This is a genomic window from Halalkalirubrum salinum, from assembly GCF_005543295.1.
Lineage (GTDB): Archaea > Halobacteriota > Halobacteria > Halobacteriales > Haloferacaceae > Halalkalirubrum > Halalkalirubrum salinum.
The window spans coordinates 18,784-42,092 of sequence record NZ_SRSG01000011.1; the positions used below are offsets into that span (position 1 = coordinate 18,784).

Consider the following 23,309-nt stretch of genomic DNA (forward strand, 5'->3'; position numbering starts at 1 on the left):
GACAGTTATGTCTACATGGCTTCCAAACGACGATCGCCCCGGCGCAGATAGCGACGCGGGCAGCCTCCGATCGCGTGCGTGGGATCGATTCCGGTTCGCCCGCCAAACGTACTCACGGGTCGTTCCGGAGGTAGGTCCAGTCGCGTACCTCTTTATTGCGCCCTTTTTTATTTTGTTCACGCTGTTTTTAGCGTTCCCGATCGCGTACACACTTTACCTCTCATTTTTCCGATATGAAGGCGTTAGCGGCGATCGGTGGTTCTGGGTCGATCTCGGGCCGATCTTTGTGGAGGTTCCACAGATCGCCGAACTGCAGTTTGTCGGCTTCGGTAACTACGTGCGTATCCTTGGTGACGGCCTGTTCTGGCAGTCGATGTTCAACACGACGTACATTCTCGCGATACAGGTCCCGATCATGATCGGACTCGCGCTTGCGCTTGCGATTGCGCTCAACGCGTCGTTCCTTCGCTTCAAGGGCTTTTTCCGAACGGCGATCGCGATCCCGGTCTCGGCGAACATCGTTGCGTACTCGACAGTGTTCTTACTGTTGTTCAACGAGCAGTTCGGGCTAGTGAACTACGCCCTAGCGACGATCGGGGCTGAACCGATCGCGTGGCTCCGCAGCGAGTTCTGGGCCCGCAAGACAATCATCGCCGCGGTGACGTGGCGCTGGACCGGCTACAACATGATCATCTTGCTCGCTGGATTGCAAAACATCCCACAGCAACTCTACGAGGCCGCAGAGATTGACGGCGCAAGTCGGATTGAGAAGTTCCGTTACGTGACGCTACCGCAGCTCAAACCGGTGTTGCTGTTCGTGGTCGTCCTCTCGACAATTGGGACGTTCAAACTCTTCGCCGAACCGTACGTCATCACCGGTGGCGGGCCGACGAACGCAACAATCACCATCGTCCAGTACATCTATCGCGAGGCGTTCCAGAGTTGGAACCTCGGATACGCGAGCGCCCTTACCGTGATCTTTGTTGCAATTGTGAGCGTGATCTCGGTAATCCAGATCAGGATCGGAGGTGACAACTGATGCGCGAACAGCGCCGAAAGGACGCAGTTTGGCGATTCCTTACGTACACGTTTGTCCTTACAGCGACCGTCGTTATGTTGGTGCCGCTGTACTGGATGGTTGTTGCGGCGTCGCTCCCACAGGAACTGTTTATTGAGTTCCCACCGCGGCTGTATCCGGGAACTTCTTTCTTCGAGAATTTCACTGCGCTGCAGGAGCGAGCGAACTTCGTTCGCTCGATCGGCAACAGCGTATTTATTGCGGTCGTCTACACCGTTATCTCCATTTTGTTATGTTCGATGGCCGGCTTCGCGTTCGCGAAGTACGAGTTCCGGTTCAAAGAGCCGATCTTCTACGTGATCTTGGCAACGCTCGTCTTACCGATCCAGCTGCTCGTCATCCCGCTGTTTTTGATGATGTCACAGATCGGCTGGACTGATACCTTTCGGGCGATTATTCTCCCGTGGCTTGCGAATCCAATTGGGATCTTCCTGATGCGCCAGAACATGCAGTCGATTCCCGACGCGTTGCTCGAATCCGCACGGATGGACGGTGCAACGGAGTTCCAACTGTTCTACCGCATTGCACTGCCTGCGATGCGATCATCAGTCGCCGCGCTCGCGATTATCCTCTTTTTATTCCAGTGGGACCTGTTCTTGTACCCACTTGTCATCCTCGAGGATGCCGCGAACTACACAATTCCGGTCGCACTTGCGGGTCTCGAAGGGACTCAACGGGTGTACTACGACCAGATTATGGTTGCAACCAGCCTTGCCATTATTCCGCTCGCCATCCTGTTTTTGTTCCTACAAAAACAGTTTGTCAGCGGTATCTTGGCTGGATCACTCAAAGAGTAACACAATTATGCGTATCCACACACCAATATCGACACAACAAAACTCACCGAACCTATGTCAGGTATAACACTAACCGACCTCACGAAAGTATACGACTCCGGTGCTGAATCGGTCGTCGCTGTCGAGGATCTGTCGCTGTCAATCGAGGACGGCGAGTTTCTCGTCCTCGTCGGGCCCTCTGGCTGCGGGAAGTCAACGACGCTTCGCTGCATCGCCGGACTCGAAGACGTCACCGAGGGCTCGATCCAGTTCGGCGAACAGACGGTCACTGACTACAGCGCCAGCGAGCGTGACATCGCGATGGTGTTTCAAAACTACGCGCTGTACCCACACATGACTGTTCGCCAGAATATCGGCTTCGGGTTGAAGCTCTCGACGAGCCTGCCTTCGGCGGAGATCGATCAAAAGGTCGACGCCGTTGCCGGCATGCTCGGAATCACCGAACTGCTCGATGACAAGCCGAAAGAGCTCTCGGGCGGCCAACAGCAGCGTGTCGCGCTCGGGCGGGCGATCGTCCGTGAGCCATCTGCGTTCTTGATGGACGAGCCGCTGTCGAATCTCGACGCGAAGCTCCGCGCAGAGATGCGAACCGAACTCCAAGAACTCCAGGCCAACCTCGGGGTCACGACAATCTACGTCACCCACGATCAGACCGAGGCGATGGCCATGGGCGATCGGATCGCCGTCATGAACGGTGGTGTGCTCCAGCAGGTCGGGCCGCCGGAGGACCTCTACCGACACCCGGTCAACGAGTTTGTTGCGGACTTCATCGGCTCGCCAAGTATCAACCTTCTCGACGCGACAGTACAGTCCGGAACGCTTTCTGGTCCCGGCGGGTTCACGTATACACTCGACGATTCCGGATCCATAGAGGGGTATGAACGGGTTCGCGTTGGTGTTCGACCAGAGGATATCACCTTGGTCGACGACGGCGAAAACACCGCGATAGTGAACGTCGTCGAACCAATGGGCAACGAGAACTTCTGTTACATGGAACTTGGTGACGTAGAAATCACTGCACGCGTGCTCCCGAGCCATCGGCCTGCGGCCGGGGACGCTGTGCCATTTTCGTTCCCCGAGGAAGCAGTCTACCTGTTCGATCCCGATACCGGAGAGGCATTGAAAACGAAGACCGACGAGGCTACAGACGTCGCTATTTCGGCCTGAAAAAGCGTTTTATTCCACTCTCGGGCTGTCTTTTGCCGTTTCGACCGCCGCAACGAACTGCTCCGCAGTGTCGCGAACTCTCGTCATGTCATCGTCAGCAATCGCCTCGTAGTCGACGATCTCACTCCCGACGCCCACGGCGATCGCCCCCGCATCGAAGAACGCCCCGACGTTCTCCGGCGACACGCCGCCAGTTGGCATGATGTCGATGTCCCCAAGCGGGCCGCGAAGCGCGCCGACGTGTTCAGGGCCGACGACGGAGGCTGGAAACAGCTTCAGGATGTCCGCCCCGGCCGCGAGCGCGCGCGTGGCCTCGGTCGGCGTCATGACGCCCGGCGCAGAGACGACGCCATACCGGTTGCAGACCTCAATCACGTTAGGGTTCATGTCTGGTGCGAGCACGAACGTCGCGCCCGCATCGATCACCGCAGTCGCCGTCTGTGCGTCCAACACAGTTCCTGCACCGACAACCGCGTCGTCCAACGCCTGATCGACCGCAGCAATCTTTTCCGTCACTCCTGGGCCGTCAGCGGTCACTTCGAGTGCGTCAACGCCTGCTTCATGGATCGCCCGCGCTACCGGGACGATCGTCTCGCGATCGATCCCCCGCAGGACCGCGACGACACCACTTTCGATAATCTGTTCCTTTGTCCCGTCGACGGTCTGTGCCGCCGTTTTCGTCGGGTTCGACATACACTCCGTCCTCACGGCGGAGACTTAATTCATTACATGTCCGTTTCGACATTGTGTTTCTGAATAAGAAACAAACGAAGATTACTCGATCGCCTCGACTCGGAAACGAAGATTACTCGATCGCCTCGACTCGGGGATGCTCGCCCGCGAGCGGCTCCGCATCCTCTGGCAGCAGCGCAACGACGAGGTAGTCAGCGTATTCACCGAAGTACCCCACGATCCGTGCGATCCGTTCGGCGTCGATCGCCTCAAGCGAATCCAAAATCATGAACGGGACCGTCTCGTGAACCTCGTGGACGAGATATCCCGCAAGCGCAAACACGAGTCCGGTTACTTCTCGTTCGCTTTCTGAAAGATGGTCGATCGTGTCCTCGTAGGCCCGCCCCTCCGGCGTCGAGCGAACGATGTGGAGATCAAATCTGGTTTGGATGACGTTTTTTCGGCCCTCGCGGACCGTGGTTTCGCGGCGTTCGATCCAGATCCGATCGAGATTCTCGTAGTCAAGGATGTCCAACATGGTCTCCATGTGGTCGTTGAACGCCTCGACCGCGTTCTCTTCGATCCGATCGACCCGGGTTCGAAGCTCGGCGATTCGATCAGCCAGCGTGTCGCGCTTTTCGACGAGCGTTTCTTTCTGCGAAATCCGATCTTCGTGGTCGTCGATATCTGACTCGACGGCGGTGAGGTCAGATTCGAGTCGATCGATCCGGACGTCCACGCGGTTTCGCTCTTTGTGTAGCGACAGCGCCTTGTCGTGATCGTCAGTTTCGACGGCCTCTGCGGCCGCTTCGAGTTCTTCGAGTTCAGCTTCGGTCTCTTCGATCTGCGTTTCGAGGTCTTCGATGCGTGCTTTGCCCTGTTCGATCTTTGACGCAACCGTCTCAAGCCGCCGTTGGGCTCGATCGATCTCGTTACGACGGTTGCGAAGTGTCGATCGCCGGTCGACAAGTTCGCTGATCTCGCTATCGACTTCGTTTCGCTCTGTGAGTGTCTCTCGGCGAAGGTCGCGCAGCTGTGCGAGCGTGTCTTCGATGCTGTCGGTCTCAACTGTCGATCCACACGTCCAGCAGGTGGTGCGATCGCCGGCCATCAATTCGGCGGTCGGATCGTCGGCTTGGCTGTCGGTTTCGAGCGCAATTCCTTCACCGTCGAGCATCTCCTCGTTGAAGCTGATGATGCTGCCCAGCTGGTTGAGCCGCTCGTTGATCGACTGTTTTCGGTTCCGGAGCTCTTCGATCCGTCCGCCGAGCCGTTCTGGGCTTTCTCCAAGATCGTCGGCCTCTTTGAGTGTCGCTTCGAGCTCGTCGTGTTCGCTTTCGAGCTCCGACAACGATGTTCGTTCGGTCCGCAGATCAAACTGTAGATCGTCCAGGGTGGAGCGTGTCTCTCGAACCTTCCCGAATGCCTCTTCGAGTTCGGCTTTTTTATCTTTACTCTCGTTGACGCCTGTCTCTAGGGCCTCGATTTCGGCTTCGAGTTCGTCGCGCTCTTCGCGGGCGTCCCCCAGCTCGTTTTTGATCTCAGCCCGCTTCGACTCTAGTTTCGGAAGCTCAGATTCGAGCCGCTCAAGTCTGTTAATTTCGTCGTCGACGGCCGATCGCTCGCGCTTTTTTGCTTCGATTTCGGCGTCGATCTCGTCGGTGTCGATCGGCCGCATAATAATATCTCTGAGGTCGTCGGATCGAGCGACGGCCAACCGCGCCTCATTGTTTTCAAGTAAGAATGCGAATAGGTCGGCAAGTTCGGGATCATCAAGGTATGGATTCCCGTCGAAGACGACAGTACCACCGCGTCGTTTGAGTGTCCGCGTGTATGTTTCCTCACCAATTGTGAGCTCAACGTGACCCTCATCTGCGTCGGCTTTCAGTGACGGTTTCTCGCTGCCAAGCCCAGCCATAATCGATTGTAAAAATGACGTCCGGTTCGTCGCGTTCCGACCGGGGAGAACAGTTACCCCCGGCGATAGCGAGACGGTTGCCTCCGAGATGCCGCCGATATTTTCTACCGACACCTCGACATCCTGTTCAACAAGTTGTTGTGATGGCATCTATATTCAGACATCAGCCTGTGTATATAAAACCTTTATGTAACTGTATAATCAGCCCTCGGCATCGATCGATACTGCTACCCCGAGCAGTCACACCCTCCCTGTGAGAGGAACGCTCCAATCGCGTAATCGGAGCCACATGCAGAACAGATCACTCGCACGTCGACCACCGTTTCGTACTCTCGATCGGTGAGTTTGTCGGCATTGATGAGGGTGTCAATTGTCGACTCTGAAACCGCCGACACGCGACCTTGCAGACGCTCAATTGTCTCGCGCTTTCGCTCAACGAGGCCCTCACTCCGATCGGGAAGTGTTGCGTCGCGGTACTTTGTCAGGTAGGTGTGAATCGCCTGGTGGGTTGTAAAATCCTTTGTCACGGCGTCGACATCCACATCGAGCTGTTCGAGCTCGCGGCGCTTTCGCATTCGATCAGCCTCGGAGCCATCTCCAGTGAGAATCTCGTAGGTGCTTCGGATATCGCGATCGATCACTGACCCACCTGCTCGCTCGATCGCCGCCTCCAGCACTGCCCGATTGAATCTGTCAGCGAGATCACGTAAGCTCGTTCGCGCTCCGTTCTTCCCAAGCCATTCATCCTCGAGTTGATCGCCGAGTCCATCCAGTTCGTACCGATCGATGACTCGCGCAACCTTGCTGTTTGCGACCGAACCGTTTGTTGGCATGAATTGACGTAGGACACCCCTCATTACAAATGTATCGGTGTAAATCCGATCGCAGACACCAGTTAACGCGAAGTCATTTACGAAATGAGACCAGCATCACTTGAGTGATTTACTCGCCTTTGACATATTGATACTGGCTTTGATCACGTCTGCCCGTTCGATCACGAGTTCTGGAAGTGTTTCCGAACAGAACTCGTCGGTGAATCGGCTCGTCGGTCCAGAGAGGCTCAACGCTCCGAGAACGGTTCCATCTGGGGCCATGATCGGTGTACCGACCGCCCGAATACCGACAACATCTTCATCTTCGTTGATCGCGTATCCTCGCTCGCGAACCGCCGCCAGTTCCTCACGGAGCGCCATGGGATCGGTTATCGTGTTTGGTGTTTTTGTTGCCAGTCTGTACCGATCGACGATCGAATCGACTCGCACGTCCGGCAGGTGTGCAAGCACTGCCTTGCCGGTGGCGGTGAAGTGTAGGTAGTCCGCGCGGCGGTCTTTCGCGGCGTGGTCGTCTCCGCCGACCGCATTCCTCCGGCGACCTTGTAGACGTTCCGCTCAAGCCCGTGCTGTTCGCACATGAGGTGGGCAAATTCGTCGGTTTCCTCGGCTAATTGCTCGACGACGTCTTTGCCGTGAACGAACAGTGGATTTCGGTACCGAACGGTATTTCGGAGGTAGAGAAATTCGAGACCCAGTCGATATGTGTCGCTGTTTTACACCAGATACTTGCGATTTTCGAGGGTCTTGAGATACGAATGTGCAGCGCTTTTTGAGATATCCAACCGAGTCGCTACCTCAGTCACTCCCGCACCGTCGAGTTCGTCTAGCACAGCAATTACATCGCAGGCGCGTGAGACCGTTTTGAGGAGCCGCGGGGCGTTCGACGCGTCAGTCATACCAGTGCCAGCGGGCGATCGAATCCTGCTAGAAGGAACGGTTCCGATCCTGCTTGATCCACCGAGCGGCTGTCCGTTCCACACCCACTGTCCGAAGAAAATCGGTGACGTTTGTGAAACCAACGTATCGCTCCCAGCGCCGATCGGCGGCGACGAGAGACACCAGATTGCGTGTCACCTCTCAGAAGCGGAGATGAGTACGTCGCTCTACGATAAGCCAGAGCCATGACGTTCTCGATTTGTGCATCTGTCGACGGCTGTCATGGCCCGGCGATCGTTGTCTTCGATCCCGACACGGCACGAACCGAACACGACCTCCGTGTCGACGAGAGCGACGACGCGGTCTTGGAACTCGAACGAATTCACGACTCGATATCCGTGGGCACCCTAAATAAATCAATAATATAGTATACAAAAATAGTTGATATTTTGGGTGGTAATCGAGCTAGTTACTGAGACGTGTGCCAGCGGTGAATCTCACTCCGTAGCGCGGACGAGAACGCGTGTTGGTCGATCGCGCCGTCATCGAACTGCGCAGGATACTCCCTGCCGATCGCGGCGATCACGCGATCGAACAGCGAGTCAACGGTCACCGCCGTTCCAGCTTGGTTAAGGGCGGTTGTCGCTCGCTCACACCGCGTCTCTACGTCGATCGTCGAGACAAACGCCTCCGTCGTGGCGGGTGCGAACTCGGCTTCAGGAACCGGTGCATCGTCGTCGGCAATAAAAGCACTCTCACCAGTCTTGTTTCGGACGATCGTCCCGAAGGCAGGACCGTCGTACCACGTTGAGGGAGGAACCGAGTGACGATTGGGGTCGAAATCTACCGCTCTGACCTCTTTTTCGATCGGTGCGAGCGTCGTGAGCCCGAGCTCCTCGTAGATCTTGGTCGTAACATCTGGTGGTAACAACCCTCGGTCGGTAACCCGGATGTCGCTCCCAAAGAAGCCGGGAATCCGATCGAACTCGTACGGAATCGATCGGCGCTGTGGAGCAACACCAAAGAAAGTGACCGTTTCGAGGGCTGGGACCGCCTCGAACAGTGCATCGCGGTCAATCTGGTCGCGAATCTCCTGAACTGCGTAGCGATACGGAATTGGTACTGCTCGGAGGTCAAACGTTGTTGTCGCATCCCCAACGCGGATTGCACCGGTGTCGGTGAGCTGAAATCGCAGCGGTGCACCGTCGATCGCTTCGAACAACCAGAGGTGGCCGCGATCGAACAGCCCGTTGGGTGCGTTGCGTGCACGCGGTCGCTCTGGGTATCGGTGCATGGCTACGGATAGTTGTGATGGATTAGGTATATATTTGTGCTCGGAGATACGCCTGTAATTCTGTTTCTACTGCGTTGATCCACTCGGTACTATCGGTGGTTGCTCGGCGGACCATCGCGCCAATAAGCGCCGTGTGAATCGTGTCCGCTACAGCGTTAGGATCACACGACGGGTTGTACGCTCCGGTGCCAATTCCTGCCCGGATGATCGCTACAAACCGGTCGCGAAATACCTGATCGCTCCGTTCGAAGTGCGCCCGATACTCTGGATCGTGTGCTGCCTGCGCGCGAAGTTCGACAAGCGAGGATACTAACAATTGTTCCTCGCTGCTACACGCTGGGTTGAGGACGGATTCGATTATTTCCTCTATTGCATCTGACTCATCGATGGATATCTCGCCGTGGCCGTGTTCGTACTGATCGAGCATAAATTCAAGACAAGAAATTAATACATCATCTTTATTATCAAAATGATGGTATATTAGCGAGATGCTCTTTTCGAACTCTTCGTCGATCCGATCAATCGTGAGCTCGGCGTATCCATGCGTCTGGAGCGCGCGATATGTGGCTGCGAGTATCTCCTCGCGGGTGTCGTTCGGATCGCCAAACGGTTGCGTCATTGCCTGAGGGTGGACGTACTGTGGTAAAACTATGCTGATTGAATGTTCAATCAACAAGGCTATGTATCTGGCAGTTGTTGAATCGTTCATATGAAATTGGGTACTTCGACGCCTTGGACCAAACCACCCCTCGATTCTTGCCGTTCCGGTGTATCCTGTGCTGAGGGAGGGTGGGTTTGTCCAAAGGCAGTATTTAGCGTGATCACACAGTCCCCCGTAGGTGCGTCTTAATGAGAGGGACAGACCACCACTGGTTGGCTGCCTGCTTATTTTTCGTTGTTGTACTTGCGGCGATGTCCATCCCTATCAGTGCTCAACAAGACGGCTACACTCGTGGAGAACCCGAACTCACTGCATACGCACCCGATGATGAAGTCGTCCCCGGGAGCGAAACAACGGTCGGAATCCAATTACAGAACGACGGGCAAGTTGATGTTGGAACCCAAACAGAGGCTGTCACCACTGCTCGCGGGGTATCTGTTGAAGTTCGTGATTCGGGCCCGTTCGAAATACGTGGGGGAACGATTCCGCTCGGATCGATCGCTGACGGCACGAGTACGACTGCTGATCTGCGAGTCGGTACGCCAGAGGACCTCGAGCCTGGATCGTACGAGGTCTCTCTCAACGTCCGGTACTCTCATACCCAATCAATCTCGCCAAATGACAACCGAGTAAATGATCGCACTCGGCTGCAGCGCGTTACGGTGACACTCACCGTTACAGAGGACCCCCGCTTCGAAATCACTAACGTAACAACTGATCTTCAACCGGGAATGAGTGGAACTAGTACTGTCGAACTCACAAATATCGGTGCAACTGATGCCACCGACGTCCAGGCAAGCCTTCGCGGCAACAGCGGGTTGACGTTCGGTGACGGAGCCGTTGACGCATCGATCAGTGATCTTGATGCGGGTGACTCCACTCGAATCAACGTCTCGACCACGCTGTCAGAGCAACTCGAGGGCGAAGCCATTCCGATCACAGCGTCGGTTCAGTATACTGACGACAATGGAATCGATCGCGATGCACCCACGGCTGAAGGCACGTTCATGACACAGCCACCCGCATCGTTCTCAGTAATGGCCCACGACTCGACGCTCGCGGTCGGTGAGCGTGGTGACCTCTCTGGGACCGTTCGTAACGACGGTACCTCGACTATTACTGACGGCGTATTGGTGGTTGAATCAACCGGTGAATCCCTCCAAGTCACCGATCCGCGATTTGCACTACCGCCGCTTGAACCGGGTGAAAGCACGGACTATTCGTTTGAAACAACAGTCTCTCCGAACGCGGACGGCGGGGCACAGCAGGCTCGGTTTGCGGTTGAATACGCGAACGGGGGTGCCGCGACGATCAGTAGTGATCCGATCGCCTCTCGGGTTTCAATCGCAGACGCCGCATCGTTCAAGATCGAAAACCTCAGCGACACGCTCGCTGTCGGTTACAGCGGTACAATTGCCGGCGAGCTCAGAAACGACGGCGAGCGTACTGTCACTGACGGCGTGCTCGTCATCGAGCCGAGGAGTGACTCGATTTCGATCGAAGAGCGGCGCTTTGCGCTCGCACCCGTCGCGCCCGGTGAGGCGGTTCCCTTCGAGTACCAAACAGACATTGGTGGTTCGGTCGATGCTGGGCCACGACAGGTCCGATTCACTGTCGAATATAACAACGATCGGGCCGAACCCACACAGGTTGGACCGCTCGCACACCGCGTTGAAATCGATCCACAACGCCGAGAGTTCTCCGTTAGCGGGACTGAGACTCGTGTTTCGGCCGGCGGGAGCACTGAACTCGTCTTGGAGATCACCAACGAGCGACCGGAGACGCTCGAAAATATCAACGCGAAGGTGTTCGCTGACAGCCCACTTTCGGCCGATAGCGATGAAGCGTTCATCAACAGCCTCGAACCCGGTGAGTCCGAGGAAATTGCCTTTTCGATTTCGGCTGAAAGCGACACGATGGCGAAGACCTATCCCGTCGAGATGGACTTCCAGTACGAGACCGAACGGGGCGAATCGGTCCTCTCGGATACATACCAACAGCCTGTGAGCGTAACTGAGCCGACCGATGACGGCGAGCGATCGCCACTTATCACGGGGGCGATCGTCTTGCTCGCGATCGGACTCCTCGGTGGGCTCGCACTTGTTGGATATCGATACCGTCAACGGACCTCGTAGATGGCCCCAACAGACCGTCGTAATGGTACTGATGGCGACACTTCAGGGTCAGCCGTCGATCCGCAACCGGATGCAGACGATCCAATTACCCGCTGGGTCAACCGAGCGATTTCGACCGCGCCATGGCGGATTCTCGCGGCGTTTCTTCTCTTAACGGTGCTTTTTGCGGGTGGCATCAGCGGCATCGAACAGCAAGCCGGCTCCGATCAGTTCACTGAAGACGTCGAGGAGTCCCAAGCGTTAGAAGACATGCAAGAAGAGTTCGAGTCGAACAGCCGCGATAGTGGCGGGTCAACCGCGACGTTGTTTATTAGTGACGATCGCAATGTGCTTTCGAAGCCGGTATTGCTTCGGGTCCTTGACGCCCAAGACCGGCTTGAAACGGAACCACGCCTCCGCGTCGAACAGACGGGAAGTCCGGCCTCGAACATCGCCCGCCAGATCGATCCAACGGCGACGACGGCAGAGGCTCAGCGGCGAGCGATTGAGCGTGCCTCGGTGCGCGAGATCGAGTCGGCAATCCGCCGCGCTGATGAGACGGATTCGCTCGGTCCGGTCAGCGAGGACTTCAGTCCTGCTGGTCCTGATGCGTCGGTGATGCAGGTCTTTGTCTCCTACGACGTTCCTGCGAGCGCAGGCACGAGCGACGTTAGCGAGATCCAGTTTGAGACAGTCGAGATTGTCGAGGAGGTCGAAGGCTTCGAATCTGGTGAGAACGTTGTCGTCTTTGCCGATGCGATCCTCGAAGACGAGATCCTCGATCTTCTGACCGATACCGCCATTATCGTCTTTCCGACAGCTGTGTTTTTGATCCTCTTTTTCCTCGTCATTGCCTATCGAGATCCGATCGACCTCGCACTTGGCATCGTTTCGCTGGTTATGACCCTTGTCTGGACGTTCGGCTTCATGGGTTATGCCAATATTCCCTTCTCAGATTCGATGGTCACGGTGTTTCCGCTGTTGTTGGCGGTCGGGATTGACTTCGGAATTCACACCATTAACAGATACCGTGAAGAGCGTAGTCATGGAGCGTCGATCGACAAGGCCATGTCGTTGACGACGACTCAACTCACCGCGGCGTTTTTGATCGTCACGCTGACGACCGTTTTCAGCTTCGCTGCGAACCTCACGAGTTCTCTGCAGTCGACCCGCGAGTTCGGTATTGTTTCCGCGTTCGGTATCCTGTTTACGTTTCTGATCTTCGGGATCTTTTTACCGGCCGGCAAGATTGTTGCCGACCGGCTTCGTGCGGAATCGCGGATTCCACAGTTTGGGTCGAGCCCAATCGGCAGCGAGGGATCGATCCTCGGGACAGTGCTTCCAATCGGCGCAAAGGCAGCGGCGATCGCGCCGGCGGTAATTCTCATCTCAGCGCTCGTTCTTGGCGCGGCCGGCGGTGCGTACGGCAGCGGCGTCGACACCGAATTCTCTCAGGAAGCGTTCTTCCCCGATCAAGAGCGAATTGAACAGTACGGCGCGTTGCCCGGGCCACTTGCCCCGAGCGAGTACACATTTATGCAGGTACTCGATCGCCTAGAGAACGACTTTGGCGAGGGCTTTGTCGGCTCCGTTACGGTGTATATTGACGATCCAGACGTCCGGTCGGATATGGCGTTACGTGACATTGACAGAGCACTTCAATCGACTCCCGAGGCGCTGGAGTCGAGCGATCGCCGCGCGAACGCCGATAGCATCATCGGCGTAATGAACAATCATGCGGCCGAAGACCCAGAGTTCGCTCAACTGGTTGAGCGCTCAGACGCGACTGGAGACGGCATCCCAGATCGCAACGTCGATCAGGTCTACGCGGAGTTGCAGGACTCGCCGCGGTCTGACGAGGCAGCGACGTATCTCACCGCCGACCGGAGGGCAACACGGATTCAGTACACCGTCAATGTCGACGCTGAACAGGACGAGATCACCACGGCTGCCCAGTCGATCGCTAATTCGATGGAGCTGGACGCGGTCGCAACAGGTGACCTCGTCGTCAATCAGGTCGTAATCGATCAAATAACCGAATCGTCGATCCGGAGTCTCTTTGTCGCATTTTTCCTCACTGGCGCGTTCCTCATGATCGCGTACTGGTGGCTCGAATCCCGGGCCATTTACGGCGTTATCAACCTGATCCCAATACTCGTCACCGTTGGTGTGTTGGCGGGATCGATGCGGTATCTGGGTATCTCGTTGACACCGATCAACGCGCCGATTCTCGGGGTATCTATCGGGCTCGGAGTTGACTACACAGTCCACTTCATGCATCGATTTGTTGATGAGTTCGATTCCGGGCGAGACGTCCACGCGGCGCTGCTCGTCACTGCCCGTGGAACGGGGGGAGCGCTCACCGGAAGCATGATCACGACGGTCACCGGGCTTGGAACTCTCTATCTCGCGTTGATCCCGCTGATTCAGGACTTCGGACTGTTGCTTGCGCTCGGGGTGTTGTACGCGTACCTCGCGTCGATACTAATCCTTCCGTCGACAATCGTGATCTGGCATGGGATGGATCCAGCTATCCAGACTATCGTCAAAACCATCACAGACCGAACACTTGCTTTCCGATCCTAACTACAGTTGTTTGTCGATCTGTCGATATAACGCCTCGAGTCCCCCGGAGTTGTCGATCACGAGGTGTGGTATCTCGATCGGTTCGAACTCAGATTTGATTTGTTTGTGAATTGTGAAATCAGCGTCACTTACGTCTTCTCGCTGATCTATCCGTGCTTTGATCACTGACTCGTCACACGTTACGTTTACCAGCGAAAACGGGACGTCCTGGAGCTCGGCCCGCTTTCGAGCCCGGGTCCGAATTGTCCGTGTTCTGAACGTTCCGTCGACAACGGCCGACCGTCCGTCCTCAACGACTGCGTTCATTCGCTCGAAAAGCGCCTTGTATGTCTGATCGGTCTCATTATTGGTGTATTCGGGATCTTCGAATAATTGCTTTCTCAGTACGTCAGTTCGAAATACGTCCGCATTGAGTCGATCGGCGATTCGCTTTGCAACAGTCGATTTCCCGACGCCCGGGGGACCGCAGACGACGACAATCTGTGGACCCGCACCTGTGCACTGTTCGTTCGATTCTGCCGGTCCAGCTCGATCGGTTGGTTCGATCACGATTCACCCCGTCTGCGATCGGTTCGAATTCTCATCGTGTTAGCTCACCATTCAACGGCTGTAAGTTAGAAATTCGCATTTTGCACCACGGCATGTGCAATCCACTGTCGTCCCTGTATGGTAAACTGTCTGGAGCGCGTAGACACGACAATATGAGCCAAGCACAGCAACTCCATGAACTTCTCAAGGAGGGGAGCGAGCTCAATATCGTCTGTCATAACAATCCCGACCCCGATTGTCTTGCGAGCGCACTCGCATTGGGTCGAATTGCGGCTGCGGCTGGCATTGACGAACGGCAAATTCTCTACAGCGGCAATATTTCTCACCAACAGAACCGAGCGTTCGTGAATCTGCTCGATATCGATCTGCAACCGTTCGAACCCACGACAATCCAGAACCAGCAATCGGACTCGTTACTTGCATTCGTCGATCACTCTATTCCGGGTAAAAACAACACGGTTCCCGTGGACACGGCTGTCGATATCGTGATCGACCACCATCCCGCCGAAGACATCGACGCTCGGTTCGTCGATCATCGTGAGGAATTAGGCGCAGCAGCGACGATTCTTACCGAATACGTCCGCGCACTCGAGATTGAACTGGAGACAAATCTTGCTACAGCACTCCTGTTTGCGATCCGATCGGATACGCTTGATTTCCTTCGGGGAGCGACTGACGGAGAGTATGAGGCGGCAGGGCACTTACACGAGTATGCCGATCAGGAGATGCTCCGGCAACTTTCGACGCCGTCCGTGTCTGGGGGAACGCTCGATGCGATTTCGACCGCGATCGATAATCGAACAATCCAACAAGCGGTGCTCATTTCTCATGTCGGTCGGACGACCGAACGAGATGCACTCCCCCAAGCGGTCGATTATTTGGTGCGATTAGAGGGCGTTCAAACCGTGATCGTGTTTGGCCTCGTCGACGACGCGATCCACATCAGTGCTCGGTCACCAGACGCACGCGTGAACGCCGGTAGGATACTGCACAAGGCGTTCAAAGATGTCGGAAGCGGCGGTGGACATCACGACGTTGCGGGCGGTGAAATTCCACTTGGCATCTTTGCTGACTACCGGTCTGACGATGCACAGTTGCTTGAGATGGTCGAAGAGACTATCACCGCACGCCTCGTCGCGGAACTCAATCTGTCTGAGAAGACAAACGAATAGGCGACGCGCTTTCACGACTGGTGAGACGCCCACGTTATTCGAGAGGCTACCCAGGATATACAATTTCTGTCTGTTATATTTCTGGAAACTAACTGGGGTATTCCCTGTAGATCAGTTTGCTATACCAGATATTATTGGTATAATATACAATATTACCCTGTATTAGCTTGTCGTTTTTATTTAATTGATAGTGATCCGATGTGTGATCGTCCACGATCGAGTCCGCGCACAACGATACACTGATACCTGTGGATGTGTACCGATAGCACGATGAACATTTCAGACGATCTTCTCTGTTTGTATACTGCAACGGCCGAACGCGACGGCGAGGAAATCGTCCTCACGATACCTGATCGAGAGGTCTCGCTTGGCTCCATCGACGCGGGGACGACCGTCCGCGTTGCGTTGTTAGACGGCCGCGATCACACCGAAATCGAAGATCGATCGCGGGATGATCGATCGCGGGATAGTCGATCCGTGCACGAGCCAGTTGACGAACCACCCGTCGAGGCAGGAGAGGTGCGCCGTGTCGAGATCGAATCGATCGGCGATCAGGGTGACGGGATCGCAAAAGTCGATCGCGGCTATGTGCTTGTCGTCCCGAACGGTGAGCCGGGCGATCTGCTCACCGTCCGCATCGAGACTGTAACGCCGACAGTCGGCTTTGCAGAGATTGTCGCTGGCCAAGAGTAGCGGTCATACAATCCGGGTATCTGCTGGAAAGGACTAAATAGTCATCAAAATAATCAGTTTAGTAATGGTCAAAAGCACTGTTCGGTTCTCTGAAGATGTCGTCTCGGAGGTTGAATCGCTCGTCGCTGACGGCCACTTCGAGAGCAAATCCGAGTTCTACCGGTTTGCGTCGGATTACGTTCTCGAACAGCTTGTCGACTCCTACGAGCCGGTTTCGATCGACTACGAGGAGATCAAACGAGAGATCGCTCCGAGTGCCACGCCAACGGGTGGAAGTGTTGACGGTGACGTCCCCTTTTTCGAGTCCGTCGTCGTGTTGCGCAAGTATGCGCTACGGGGGAACTTCTCTGACGCCGAGGACTTCATTGATCATCAGTACGAACCAAACCATCCACACGCGATCGTTCTCGAAGACATGCTCGAACTCTACCGGAGCCGTGCGGCAGATGTGGAGTCCAGCCAGCCTACCCAGGCACCCGTCCATGATCGACATCGGTAATGCTCAGTCTCCCTGCACGACCCAGCGTTCCTCTCAGCGGTGTGTCCATCGTCCCAGACGATTTTTTATTCTTCCCGTTCTTTGTTGAGGTATGGGACTGTTCTCGCGCGCATCCGACGTACTCGGCTCGAAGGCGGCTGCGATCCTCGAATCTCAGGAAGATCCCGCTGAGGCAATCGATCTCGTCCGCGAGCAGCTGCGTGATGAGCGTTCCACCGTCGAAAATCGCCTGACCGACTTCGTGACCCAAAAGAAGCGCCTGGAGGCGACACGCGAGGAGGTAGAAGACGAGATCAGCACGTACAACAGTCGGGCCCGTGAGGCAGTCGTGGACGGTCGCGAGGATGACGCCCGATCGATCCTCGAAGCGAAACACCGACGCGTTGCCCGCCTCGACGAACTGACCGACCGTATCGCCGAATTCGAAGACATCCAGGCGGAACTGATCGAGAAGCGAAACGAGCTCCGATCGCGGATCGACGCCTTCGAGAGCGAAGCCGAAGTGCTCAAGGCTCGTCTCACCGCGCAAACGGCGCAGGAAACGATCGATCGCACCGGTTTCACGAATGAAATCACTACCGTACTCGACCGAGTTGCGGAACAAACCGAGGAAGAGACTGCCCGCGCACGTGCGATGGAGGAACTTCGATCAGCTGGCGTCTTCGACGAGTCGGATTCGATCGACGACGAGTTGGAGTCCACCCGCGAGGCGGACGCGATCGATGACGAACTGGACGCGATCAAACGTGGTGATATCGGTGATCACGGCGAACGCGATACGACCGGTGACACAGGCGATGACCGCGATTAGCCGTTTCGGACCCACTCTTCGAGCGTAAACCCGTTGTCTGGCGTCTTTGAGACCAGCGTCCACTCGGTGTCGTCCCACGACGGGTAGTACGTGTCTCCCTCGTAGGTTCCGGGAATGCGGCTCAACACCATCCGATCGACGTGCGGTTGAAACAGCTCATATATTGTGCCGCCGCCGATGACGTAGGCGGTATCGCTGAGTGTACCCGCGGTCTCGATCGCCTCTTCGACGGAGCTAACAACCTGAGTGTGTTCGAGCGATACCTCATCGCCATCCATCGATCGACTCACGACGAGCTGTGCGCTTCCTGGGAGATCGTCGAGCATCGACTCGAACGTAACTCGGCCGAAGATCACGGGATCGTTTGCGATTCGCGCTCGGTACTGTCGCTTATCAGCCGGAACGCTCGGCCACGGCAACTCTCCATCGCGACCGATGACACCATTCTCAGACAGCGCAGCGACTGAAACAAGTTCCATAGTGATATCTGGGCTGCTGCGAACAAAAATTGCCCGTCGTTGAGTGTCCGCTGTGTTGATCGATCAAATGAGCGTATCTTGTACACAACTTACAAAAATATTTATTTCTGGCACTGTTATTATCGGTACCAATGAGTAAGTCACTTGCAGAGATGCTACGGAACGATATGCAGTGTGAAAGCCTGCTTGAGTGTTTCCACGGGCTCAAAGACCTGGATAAGCGATGTTTTGAGTCACTTATCACGAGCGCTGAACCGCTGACAATTGACGAAATTGCCGAGAATGTCGACAGAGAGCGATCGACGGTGTACCGTGCGGTCCAGCGGCTACTCGAGGCGGGGTTCATTGAAAAAGAACAGATCAACTACGAGCAAGGTGGGTACTACCACGTCTATCGGCCGACTGATGCCGGAGAAGTCAGAGAAGACATGCAACGGATGCTCAACGACTGGTACGCCAAAATTGGGCAACTTATCCAGGAGTTTGAGGACAAATACGGCGAACAGCAGCCGCCTACTGCCTCTGCTGAGCAGTGATCTCTCTCTGTACTGTGTGTCGACCGCTCAGGTTTTGTTGACGTTTTTGACTGTACTCTCAAAGTGCAAGTAGACTCTGTACACTGTGCCACGGCTCACTATCGTAACGTTTGCAACGCTTCGCAACAGGCACCTCGAAATTCAGTCCGAGAGAGTGTGAACCAGTCGTTGCTGAATCGAAGTGGAAACATCATTGCAAACGCTACTATAGAACAGGCTGCTCTCCTGTTTTGTGGGGTGTGCAACTGGATGTCGAGTGCTGATTATCTGGTTGTCGATCATCGAAGACGTGAACTCAATCGGACATGTGATCTGCCGATGACCGCTATTTTAGAACCAAACGACAGATAGGTGACTGGGTACGGTCAAGTATACCGGTAATATTTAATTTATACCATATTATTTATACTTAATGGGAATGGTTCTGATTACAATCGTGTTTTACTTTATCAGTAAGATATTATTTTAGGGTACCTTTCAAATTTCACTGTAATCTACATATAACAATATGTCTGTAGCCACTACTATACGTATGGCACTAATTGAATCGGCGGTATCCAGCAGCTCGGTACGCAGCGTAGAACTACTGCAACTGATCCCATTACAGTTCTCCGGCGGGTTCATCGAATTGGCGATCATATTCTTCGTCCTCGCGATTATCGCGGGCGTTGTTGGCGCAAGTGGTGTTGCCGGCATCAGTATGACGATCGCAAAGTGGTTTGTGATCATCTTCATCGTGCTCGCGGTGATCTCACTCGTTCTGTAACTCCTTTTGCGGTCTCATTCGGCCAGTAACGCACGTATTCTGCAGCCGCTGGCATCGAAACACTCAGAGAGACATTTCTCAGAGGCAACGTTTCAAACCTCCATTGAAATAGTGGCTGAGAGTGCCCATCCGGTCCATTCGACTGAATGATACGACCCGGAAGCACTACAGCTGAACGACCCTATTGACTGGGTAGCCGATCGACGGTGCCACGGCCAAACGTCGATCGTGACCTTCGTTCCAGTTCGATCGTCTGAGTAGTGATCCACGATATATCGATATACTATAAAATATATACGAGTATTCGTAACTGTCTTCTTACAATATATTATTTTTTATATATTTATATCTTAGATAGTTTAGTCAATATTGACAAATATTTGTTGTTATATGGGTGCGATTCAAGCGAATCGAAATCCCCATCCTCTGCACAATCGTGGTAGCCATCTCGGGTGATTTTAATTCGACCGAGGCTGCTCGTTGTTGTCTCTCGTTGGTGGCACTACAGCGTTTGAGACTTATAATAGTGTTTACAACGCTTTGCAGCAAATAGAACACTATTCGGTCCAAGAGCGTTTAAGCAGACGAATATTGCATAGCAGAGGGAAAATAATTGCAAACGCTGCTATACTTCTGCCCGGATTCGACGCAGTATCGCGAGCGCAGCAGGATACACTGTGCTTACCGATCGTACGATGCGCCTAACAAATTGTCTTAGCGTGTTCGTTTGTATCATCTCGGTTAAATCTGTCCAGACGGTTTCGGAGACGTACAAATCTCGAACACGCTGTCCACCAACGGTATGTCGAACACAATAATAATCCAGAATCCGCAAAGTGGGACCGGAGACCACGTGGATGCGGTACAAGACCGCGCAGAGTTACTCGGCTATACGATTAAACGAACAGAGAACGCAGGCGATGCGATCTTGTTGACACAAGAGGCCGCAGAAGCCGGATTCGACACGATCGTTGCTGCCGGCGGGGACGGAACAGTGAACGAGGTCGTTCGTGGTATTTATCAAGCCGAGGCCTTCGCTGACGTGACGTTCGGGGTCGTACCGGTTGGGACAGGCAACAACTTCGCCGAACAGCTTGGCATTACTGATCTGGATGCCGCGTTTTCTGTCTTAAAAAAGAGTGATCACCGCCGAATCGATCTCGGTCGGGCCAACGATCGACTCTTTGTGAATTCCTGTGTTGCCGGCTTGACTGCTAATTCGAGCAGTGAGACGTCTGCAGACATGAAAAATCGGATGGGAACCTTGGCATACGTAATTACGGCTCTTCGATCTATTTCGGATTTCGATTCGCTGCCAATCACGATCGACAGCTGCAAAACCAAACCGGGAACAAGAGCTTGGAGCGGTAAAGCCCTCAGCGTATTGGTGGGCAACGGGCGACGGTTCACGACCGCGGGAGACAGCCAGGCCAACATGGAAGACGGACTGTTCGACGTTGCGGTCATCAAAGACGCAGATACGCTTGATCTGATGAGCGATCGGATCGTCGAGCGGCTTTTCGGTCGAGATTCAGCGCACATCGATCGGTTCCAGACCTCCTCACTGAACATAACTGTCCATACACCGGACACAATCAGATTCAGTCTCGATGGCGAGATCATCAAATACAACGAACTCTCTCTCGACGTTTGTCCGCAGACGCTCACGGTAGCGGTTGGGGACACGTACGATCCTAACCCTGATCACGTATGATTCTACCAGTCTCATATCCGCTTCGAGTTTGTTCCGGTCACGGCCCGAGGCTCACATGTACACCGTAGATCTCCATACGCACACGCGCTTTTTTCATCCACCGCGAGGGAAACCGACCGCCTTCGATCCGATCGGGGCCCGACTACTGTCGCTGTGTGCTCGCCGACAGAACCTTGACGGTGTGGCACTCACGAACCACGATTATTACCCAGATGTCGACACAACGGGACCGCAGCCACAGTTCATCCCGGGGATCGAAGTTTCAACGACGATAGGCCACATCTTGGTCGTGGGAGCCAACCCCCCGATCCGAACAACGCCTCAAACGCACACTCCAGAAGAGATTGTCTCACTGGCGCATGAGCGTGGCTGTGCCGCGATCATTGCCCATCCGTTTCGGCGGAGCCGTGTTCGTGAGAGCGACGCCGACTTCGACGCGGTCGAAATAAATGGCAAACATCCAGACAACGCTGATCGCGTCCGGAAGTTGGCGGCGTCTCTGGATCTCCCGATCGTCGCCGGGAGCGACGCGCACTACCCATTCGAAGTCGGACGGGCGGTAACGCGCATCCAAGCGACAGCGTTGACACCCGATGCAGTCGTTGACGCGATCCGGGATGGCAACGTCGAACCGTGTATCCGGACGACGCCTCTCGATGCGGCCATGCGAACCGCATACCGGTACATTCACGCTCTTCGGTGAGAATTTAGGGCTGGTAAATCTAGTGTCTTTGTTATCAGTGCCACGATGCCGAGAAATCAATCGAATGCCTCTCGAATAGAAGGATCTGCGCCTCGCTGCACATTTTAGATCCGTTTTCCATCTAATATTTCGATCACAGAGAGTGTACTGCACTCATGAATGTTAGATGTTATTTCAATAAAAACAACATTTTACTCTCTGGACCTCATTTGGCGAAACGAGTGACAATGAAACGATTATCATTTAGAGATTCGTCTGGCTCATCGGCGTCTGACGACGACGAGCAGATTACAGAGGCGATCGTCGATGCAATCGAGGGATCGAACGACAAGGTCGTCGAAATCAGGCCCGTAAGCAACTCGAGCGGCTGGAGGCGAATCCCTGGGTTGTTGCTTCTGGCTGGCGCGGTTGGTGGCCTCCTCTGGTGGAGAAAATCCCAGACATCCAGCGAATTCGTCCAGGACGCAGCCGAAAAAACCGCTGAGCGAACCCAAGAAGTGACCGAACAGGCCGCTGAAACGGTCCAAAGCAGCGGCGAGGCGATCGCCGATCAGGTCGAAACAGAGTCGAAGAAAGCTGGCGATCACGTCGAGCAACTGGGTTCAGACGCGGCCGAAAAAACGGAGGCCGCTGGCGAAGAGGTTTCGAAGCGAACGACTACAAACGGCGACTCGGACACAACCTACGCCGAGAAAACCGACGAGTCGAGCGACTCCTCGGAGCATGACACAGAAACCGCTGACAAAACTAGCAGTTCCTCAAGCAGTTAATCTGACGGCGTGAGCGCCCAAATCGGTATTTTTTGAGATCAGCTCGAACCGATTTGAGACCCCTGTCCGCGTTTACTTGTAGACGTCGCCGCTTTGTTCCCGCGAGCACAACCACGTCCCAAGCGTTAGCCCGTAGATGACGTGGCCAACGTGAAAGATGGTCGCCTCGTCGGGATCGAGTTCTTGATCAAGGAGGTGTTTGAAAATAACACGTGTCCCAAAGACAGAAAGCACGAGGCTATACCCAAAAGAGAGACCGATCGCCGCGAACCGGCGGGTACGCTCGGTTCGAAACCCAAGTAGACTGAACCCGGATCCAAACAGGCCACCGGCAACCCCACCATACACGAAATGTAACACAAGCCCTGCTCCGGTGGACGCTTCAGGAGCACCACCGCTAATGTACGTTGCCCAGAAATCCGCAGTCGGCGGAACGGCGCGAAAGAGCGGGAACCGGTACAGAGTCATCAATGCTGTGGCGAGGAGGCCGCCGCCGATGCCTCGAATCAATCCGCGGAACACGTCCAATCCGCGGGTACCGATCCGATGACGACCTCGCTGGGTTGGGTCTGGACTACGAGCAGCCATGTCAACACATTTGCTCGAAACCGGCATAATACT

The 23,309-nt window shown here is 55.0% G+C and carries 25 protein-coding genes and 1 pseudogene; 16 read left to right on the top strand and 10 right to left on the bottom strand.

What is annotated here, in order from left to right:
• Nucleotides 1–7: 7 nt before the first annotated feature.
• The 3 genes from E5K03_RS05115 to E5K03_RS05125 are packed head-to-tail and all read left to right on the top strand — an operon-like array spanning nucleotide 8 to nucleotide 3,042.
• Entirely contained in the window at nucleotides 8–1,039 is a 1,032-nt protein-coding gene (locus E5K03_RS05115) for a carbohydrate ABC transporter permease (protein ID WP_138005285.1), read from the top strand.
• Nucleotides 1,039–1,875, top strand: coding sequence for a carbohydrate ABC transporter permease (locus E5K03_RS05120; RefSeq protein ID WP_138005286.1), 837 nt, complete (start codon nucleotides 1,039–1,041; stop codon nucleotides 1,873–1,875). The genes E5K03_RS05115 and E5K03_RS05120 overlap by 1 nt, the downstream gene beginning before the upstream one ends.
• 54 nt (nucleotides 1,876–1,929) lie before the next feature.
• Nucleotides 1,930–3,042: an ABC transporter ATP-binding protein gene (locus tag E5K03_RS05125; RefSeq protein WP_138005287.1), complete on the top strand. Its 1,113-nt coding sequence runs from the start codon at nucleotides 1,930–1,932 to the stop codon at nucleotides 3,040–3,042.
• Nucleotides 3,043–3,051: 9 nt separating this feature from the next.
• Here the strand turns inward: E5K03_RS05125 and E5K03_RS05130 are convergent, their stop codons facing one another.
• From E5K03_RS05130 to E5K03_RS17485, 5 genes are all read right to left on the bottom strand, one after another.
• Complete coding sequence (locus tag E5K03_RS05130; protein WP_138005288.1) at nucleotides 3,052–3,735, bottom strand: bifunctional 4-hydroxy-2-oxoglutarate aldolase/2-dehydro-3-deoxy-phosphogluconate aldolase; 684 nt, start codon at nucleotides 3,733–3,735, stop codon at nucleotides 3,052–3,054.
• A 112-nt stretch (nucleotides 3,736–3,847) separates the two neighbouring features.
• Nucleotides 3,848–5,782, bottom strand: coding sequence for an archaea-specific SMC-related protein (locus E5K03_RS05135; RefSeq protein ID WP_138005289.1), 1,935 nt, complete (start codon nucleotides 5,780–5,782; stop codon nucleotides 3,848–3,850).
• Between the two features lie 77 nt (nucleotides 5,783–5,859).
• Nucleotides 5,860–6,465, bottom strand: coding sequence for a rod-determining factor RdfA (gene rdfA / locus E5K03_RS05140; RefSeq protein WP_138005290.1), 606 nt, complete (start codon nucleotides 6,463–6,465; stop codon nucleotides 5,860–5,862).
• Nucleotides 6,466–6,561: 96 nt separating this feature from the next.
• Entirely contained in the window at nucleotides 6,562–6,915 is a 354-nt protein-coding gene (locus tag E5K03_RS17480; RefSeq protein WP_240729945.1) for an IclR family transcriptional regulator, read from the bottom strand.
• 263 nt (nucleotides 6,916–7,178) lie between these two features.
• On the bottom strand, nucleotides 7,179–7,361 hold the full coding sequence (locus tag E5K03_RS17485) for a helix-turn-helix domain-containing protein (RefSeq protein ID WP_240729946.1): 183 nt from the start codon (nucleotides 7,359–7,361) through the stop codon (nucleotides 7,179–7,181).
• Between the two features lie 16 nt (nucleotides 7,362–7,377).
• Between E5K03_RS17485 and E5K03_RS05150 the strand changes: the two are divergent.
• Nucleotides 7,378–7,590 (top strand): annotated as a pseudogene (locus E5K03_RS05150) (hypothetical protein); the annotation flags it as partial.
• Entirely contained in the window at nucleotides 7,587–7,769 is a 183-nt protein-coding gene (locus tag E5K03_RS05155; RefSeq protein WP_138005291.1) for a hypothetical protein, read from the top strand. The pseudogene E5K03_RS05150 and the gene E5K03_RS05155, both read left to right, overlap by 4 nt.
• A gap of 41 nt (nucleotides 7,770–7,810) precedes the next feature.
• Here E5K03_RS05155 and E5K03_RS05160 read toward each other — a convergent pair whose 3' ends face one another.
• Nucleotides 7,811–8,635, bottom strand: a complete 825-nt coding sequence (locus tag E5K03_RS05160) for a hypothetical protein (protein WP_138005292.1) — start codon at nucleotides 8,633–8,635, stop codon at nucleotides 7,811–7,813.
• A 22-nt stretch (nucleotides 8,636–8,657) separates the two neighbouring features.
• Entirely contained in the window at nucleotides 8,658–9,254 is a 597-nt protein-coding gene (locus E5K03_RS05165; protein WP_171006601.1) for a TetR/AcrR family transcriptional regulator, read from the bottom strand.
• 293 nt (nucleotides 9,255–9,547) lie between these two features.
• On the opposite strand from E5K03_RS05165, the gene E5K03_RS05170 reads away from it, so the two are divergent.
• On the top strand, nucleotides 9,548–11,431 hold the full coding sequence (locus tag E5K03_RS05170) for a COG1361 S-layer family protein (protein ID WP_138005294.1): 1,884 nt from the start codon (nucleotides 9,548–9,550) through the stop codon (nucleotides 11,429–11,431).
• Nucleotides 11,432–13,996, top strand: a complete 2,565-nt coding sequence (locus E5K03_RS05175; RefSeq protein WP_138005295.1) for an efflux RND transporter permease subunit — start codon at nucleotides 11,432–11,434, stop codon at nucleotides 13,994–13,996.
• On the opposite strand, the gene E5K03_RS05180 is transcribed toward E5K03_RS05175, so the two are convergent.
• Complete coding sequence (locus E5K03_RS05180; RefSeq protein ID WP_240729948.1) at nucleotides 13,997–14,545, bottom strand: AAA family ATPase; 549 nt, start codon at nucleotides 14,543–14,545, stop codon at nucleotides 13,997–13,999. It abuts the gene before it with no gap.
• Nucleotides 14,546–14,697: 152 nt separating this feature from the next.
• Between E5K03_RS05180 and E5K03_RS05185 the strand changes: the two genes are divergently transcribed.
• The 4 genes from E5K03_RS05185 to E5K03_RS05200 all read left to right on the top strand — a co-directional run bounded on the left by E5K03_RS05185 (nucleotide 14,698) and on the right by E5K03_RS05200 (nucleotide 17,720).
• The gene (locus E5K03_RS05185; RefSeq protein ID WP_138005296.1) at nucleotides 14,698–15,717 is read left to right on the top strand and encodes a DHH family phosphoesterase; all 1,020 of its coding nucleotides are present in this window, start codon (nucleotides 14,698–14,700) and stop codon (nucleotides 15,715–15,717) included.
• A 270-nt stretch (nucleotides 15,718–15,987) separates the two neighbouring features.
• Entirely contained in the window at nucleotides 15,988–16,410 is a 423-nt protein-coding gene (locus E5K03_RS05190) for a TRAM domain-containing protein (protein ID WP_171006602.1), read from the top strand.
• Nucleotides 16,411–16,474: 64 nt separating this feature from the next.
• Nucleotides 16,475–16,909, top strand: coding sequence for a hypothetical protein (locus E5K03_RS05195; protein WP_138005298.1), 435 nt, complete (start codon nucleotides 16,475–16,477; stop codon nucleotides 16,907–16,909).
• 91 nt (nucleotides 16,910–17,000) lie between these two features.
• The gene (locus E5K03_RS05200) at nucleotides 17,001–17,720 is read left to right on the top strand and encodes a PspA/IM30 family protein (protein WP_138005299.1); all 720 of its coding nucleotides are present in this window, start codon (nucleotides 17,001–17,003) and stop codon (nucleotides 17,718–17,720) included.
• Here the strand turns inward: E5K03_RS05200 and E5K03_RS05205 are convergent.
• A complete protein-coding gene (locus E5K03_RS05205) occupies nucleotides 17,717–18,199 on the bottom strand; it encodes a dihydrofolate reductase (protein WP_138005300.1) in 483 nt (160 codons plus the stop codon). The two genes, E5K03_RS05200 and E5K03_RS05205, sit on opposite strands and share 4 nt — an antisense overlap.
• Before the next feature lie 131 nt (nucleotides 18,200–18,330).
• Between E5K03_RS05205 and E5K03_RS05210 the strand changes: the two genes are divergently transcribed.
• The 5 genes from E5K03_RS05210 to E5K03_RS05230 all read left to right on the top strand — a co-directional run bounded on the left by E5K03_RS05210 (nucleotide 18,331) and on the right by E5K03_RS05230 (nucleotide 22,688).
• The gene (locus tag E5K03_RS05210; protein ID WP_138005301.1) at nucleotides 18,331–18,735 is read left to right on the top strand and encodes a helix-turn-helix domain-containing protein; all 405 of its coding nucleotides are present in this window, start codon (nucleotides 18,331–18,333) and stop codon (nucleotides 18,733–18,735) included.
• Nucleotides 18,736–19,267: 532 nt separating this feature from the next.
• On the top strand, nucleotides 19,268–19,501 hold the full coding sequence (locus tag E5K03_RS05215) for a DUF1328 domain-containing protein (RefSeq protein ID WP_138005302.1): 234 nt from the start codon (nucleotides 19,268–19,270) through the stop codon (nucleotides 19,499–19,501).
• Between the two features lie 802 nt (nucleotides 19,502–20,303).
• Nucleotides 20,304–21,215: a diacylglycerol/lipid kinase family protein gene (locus E5K03_RS05220; protein WP_138005303.1), complete on the top strand. Its 912-nt coding sequence runs from the start codon at nucleotides 20,304–20,306 to the stop codon at nucleotides 21,213–21,215.
• A 55-nt stretch (nucleotides 21,216–21,270) separates the two neighbouring features.
• The gene (locus E5K03_RS05225; RefSeq protein ID WP_138005304.1) at nucleotides 21,271–21,918 is read left to right on the top strand and encodes a PHP-associated domain-containing protein; all 648 of its coding nucleotides are present in this window, start codon (nucleotides 21,271–21,273) and stop codon (nucleotides 21,916–21,918) included.
• A gap of 227 nt (nucleotides 21,919–22,145) precedes the next feature.
• On the top strand, nucleotides 22,146–22,688 hold the full coding sequence (locus E5K03_RS05230; RefSeq protein WP_138005305.1) for a hypothetical protein: 543 nt from the start codon (nucleotides 22,146–22,148) through the stop codon (nucleotides 22,686–22,688).
• 72 nt (nucleotides 22,689–22,760) lie between these two features.
• Here E5K03_RS05230 and E5K03_RS05235 read toward each other — a convergent pair whose 3' ends face one another.
• A complete protein-coding gene (locus tag E5K03_RS05235; protein WP_138005306.1) occupies nucleotides 22,761–23,276 on the bottom strand; it encodes a hypothetical protein in 516 nt (171 codons plus the stop codon).
• Between the last annotated feature and the right edge of the window lie 33 nt (nucleotides 23,277–23,309).

Bases quoted from the DNA above. Each gene is read 5' to 3' on its own strand.
- E5K03_RS05215 (WP_138005302.1), top strand. From the start codon at position 19,268: ATGGCACTAATTGAATCGGCGGTATCCAGCAGCTCGGTACGCAGCGTA.
- E5K03_RS05185 (WP_138005296.1), top strand. From the start codon at position 14,698: ATGAGCCAAGCACAGCAACTCCATGAACTTCTCAAGGAGGGGAGCGAG.
- E5K03_RS05200 (WP_138005299.1), top strand. From the start codon at position 17,001: ATGGGACTGTTCTCGCGCGCATCCGACGTACTCGGCTCGAAGGCGGCT.
- E5K03_RS05125 (WP_138005287.1), top strand. From the start codon at position 1,930: ATGTCAGGTATAACACTAACCGACCTCACGAAAGTATACGACTCCGGT.
- rdfA (WP_138005290.1), bottom strand. From the start codon at position 6,465: ATGCCAACAAACGGTTCGGTCGCAAACAGCAAGGTTGCGCGAGTCATC.
- E5K03_RS05195 (WP_138005298.1), top strand. From the start codon at position 16,475: ATGGTCAAAAGCACTGTTCGGTTCTCTGAAGATGTCGTCTCGGAGGTT.
- E5K03_RS05160 (WP_138005292.1), bottom strand. From the start codon at position 8,635: ATGCACCGATACCCAGAGCGACCGCGTGCACGCAACGCACCCAACGGG.
- E5K03_RS05210 (WP_138005301.1), top strand. From the start codon at position 18,331: ATGAGTAAGTCACTTGCAGAGATGCTACGGAACGATATGCAGTGTGAA.
- E5K03_RS05205 (WP_138005300.1), bottom strand. From the start codon at position 18,199: ATGGAACTTGTTTCAGTCGCTGCGCTGTCTGAGAATGGTGTCATCGGT.
- E5K03_RS17485 (WP_240729946.1), bottom strand. From the start codon at position 7,361: ATGACTGACGCGTCGAACGCCCCGCGGCTCCTCAAAACGGTCTCACGC.
- E5K03_RS05155 (WP_138005291.1), top strand. From the start codon at position 7,587: ATGACGTTCTCGATTTGTGCATCTGTCGACGGCTGTCATGGCCCGGCG.
- E5K03_RS05175 (WP_138005295.1), top strand. From the start codon at position 11,432: ATGGCCCCAACAGACCGTCGTAATGGTACTGATGGCGACACTTCAGGG.
- E5K03_RS05115 (WP_138005285.1), top strand. From the start codon at position 8: ATGTCTACATGGCTTCCAAACGACGATCGCCCCGGCGCAGATAGCGAC.
- E5K03_RS05120 (WP_138005286.1), top strand. From the start codon at position 1,039: ATGCGCGAACAGCGCCGAAAGGACGCAGTTTGGCGATTCCTTACGTAC.
- E5K03_RS05235 (WP_138005306.1), bottom strand. From the start codon at position 23,276: ATGGCTGCTCGTAGTCCAGACCCAACCCAGCGAGGTCGTCATCGGATC.
- E5K03_RS05170 (WP_138005294.1), top strand. From the start codon at position 9,548: ATGTCCATCCCTATCAGTGCTCAACAAGACGGCTACACTCGTGGAGAA.
- E5K03_RS05225 (WP_138005304.1), top strand. From the start codon at position 21,271: ATGTACACCGTAGATCTCCATACGCACACGCGCTTTTTTCATCCACCG.
- E5K03_RS05220 (WP_138005303.1), top strand. From the start codon at position 20,304: ATGTCGAACACAATAATAATCCAGAATCCGCAAAGTGGGACCGGAGAC.
- E5K03_RS05190 (WP_171006602.1), top strand. From the start codon at position 15,988: ATGAACATTTCAGACGATCTTCTCTGTTTGTATACTGCAACGGCCGAA.
- E5K03_RS05130 (WP_138005288.1), bottom strand. From the start codon at position 3,735: ATGTCGAACCCGACGAAAACGGCGGCACAGACCGTCGACGGGACAAAG.
- E5K03_RS05165 (WP_171006601.1), bottom strand. From the start codon at position 9,254: ATGACGCAACCGTTTGGCGATCCGAACGACACCCGCGAGGAGATACTC.
- E5K03_RS05230 (WP_138005305.1), top strand. From the start codon at position 22,146: ATGAAACGATTATCATTTAGAGATTCGTCTGGCTCATCGGCGTCTGAC.
- E5K03_RS05135 (WP_138005289.1), bottom strand. From the start codon at position 5,782: ATGCCATCACAACAACTTGTTGAACAGGATGTCGAGGTGTCGGTAGAA.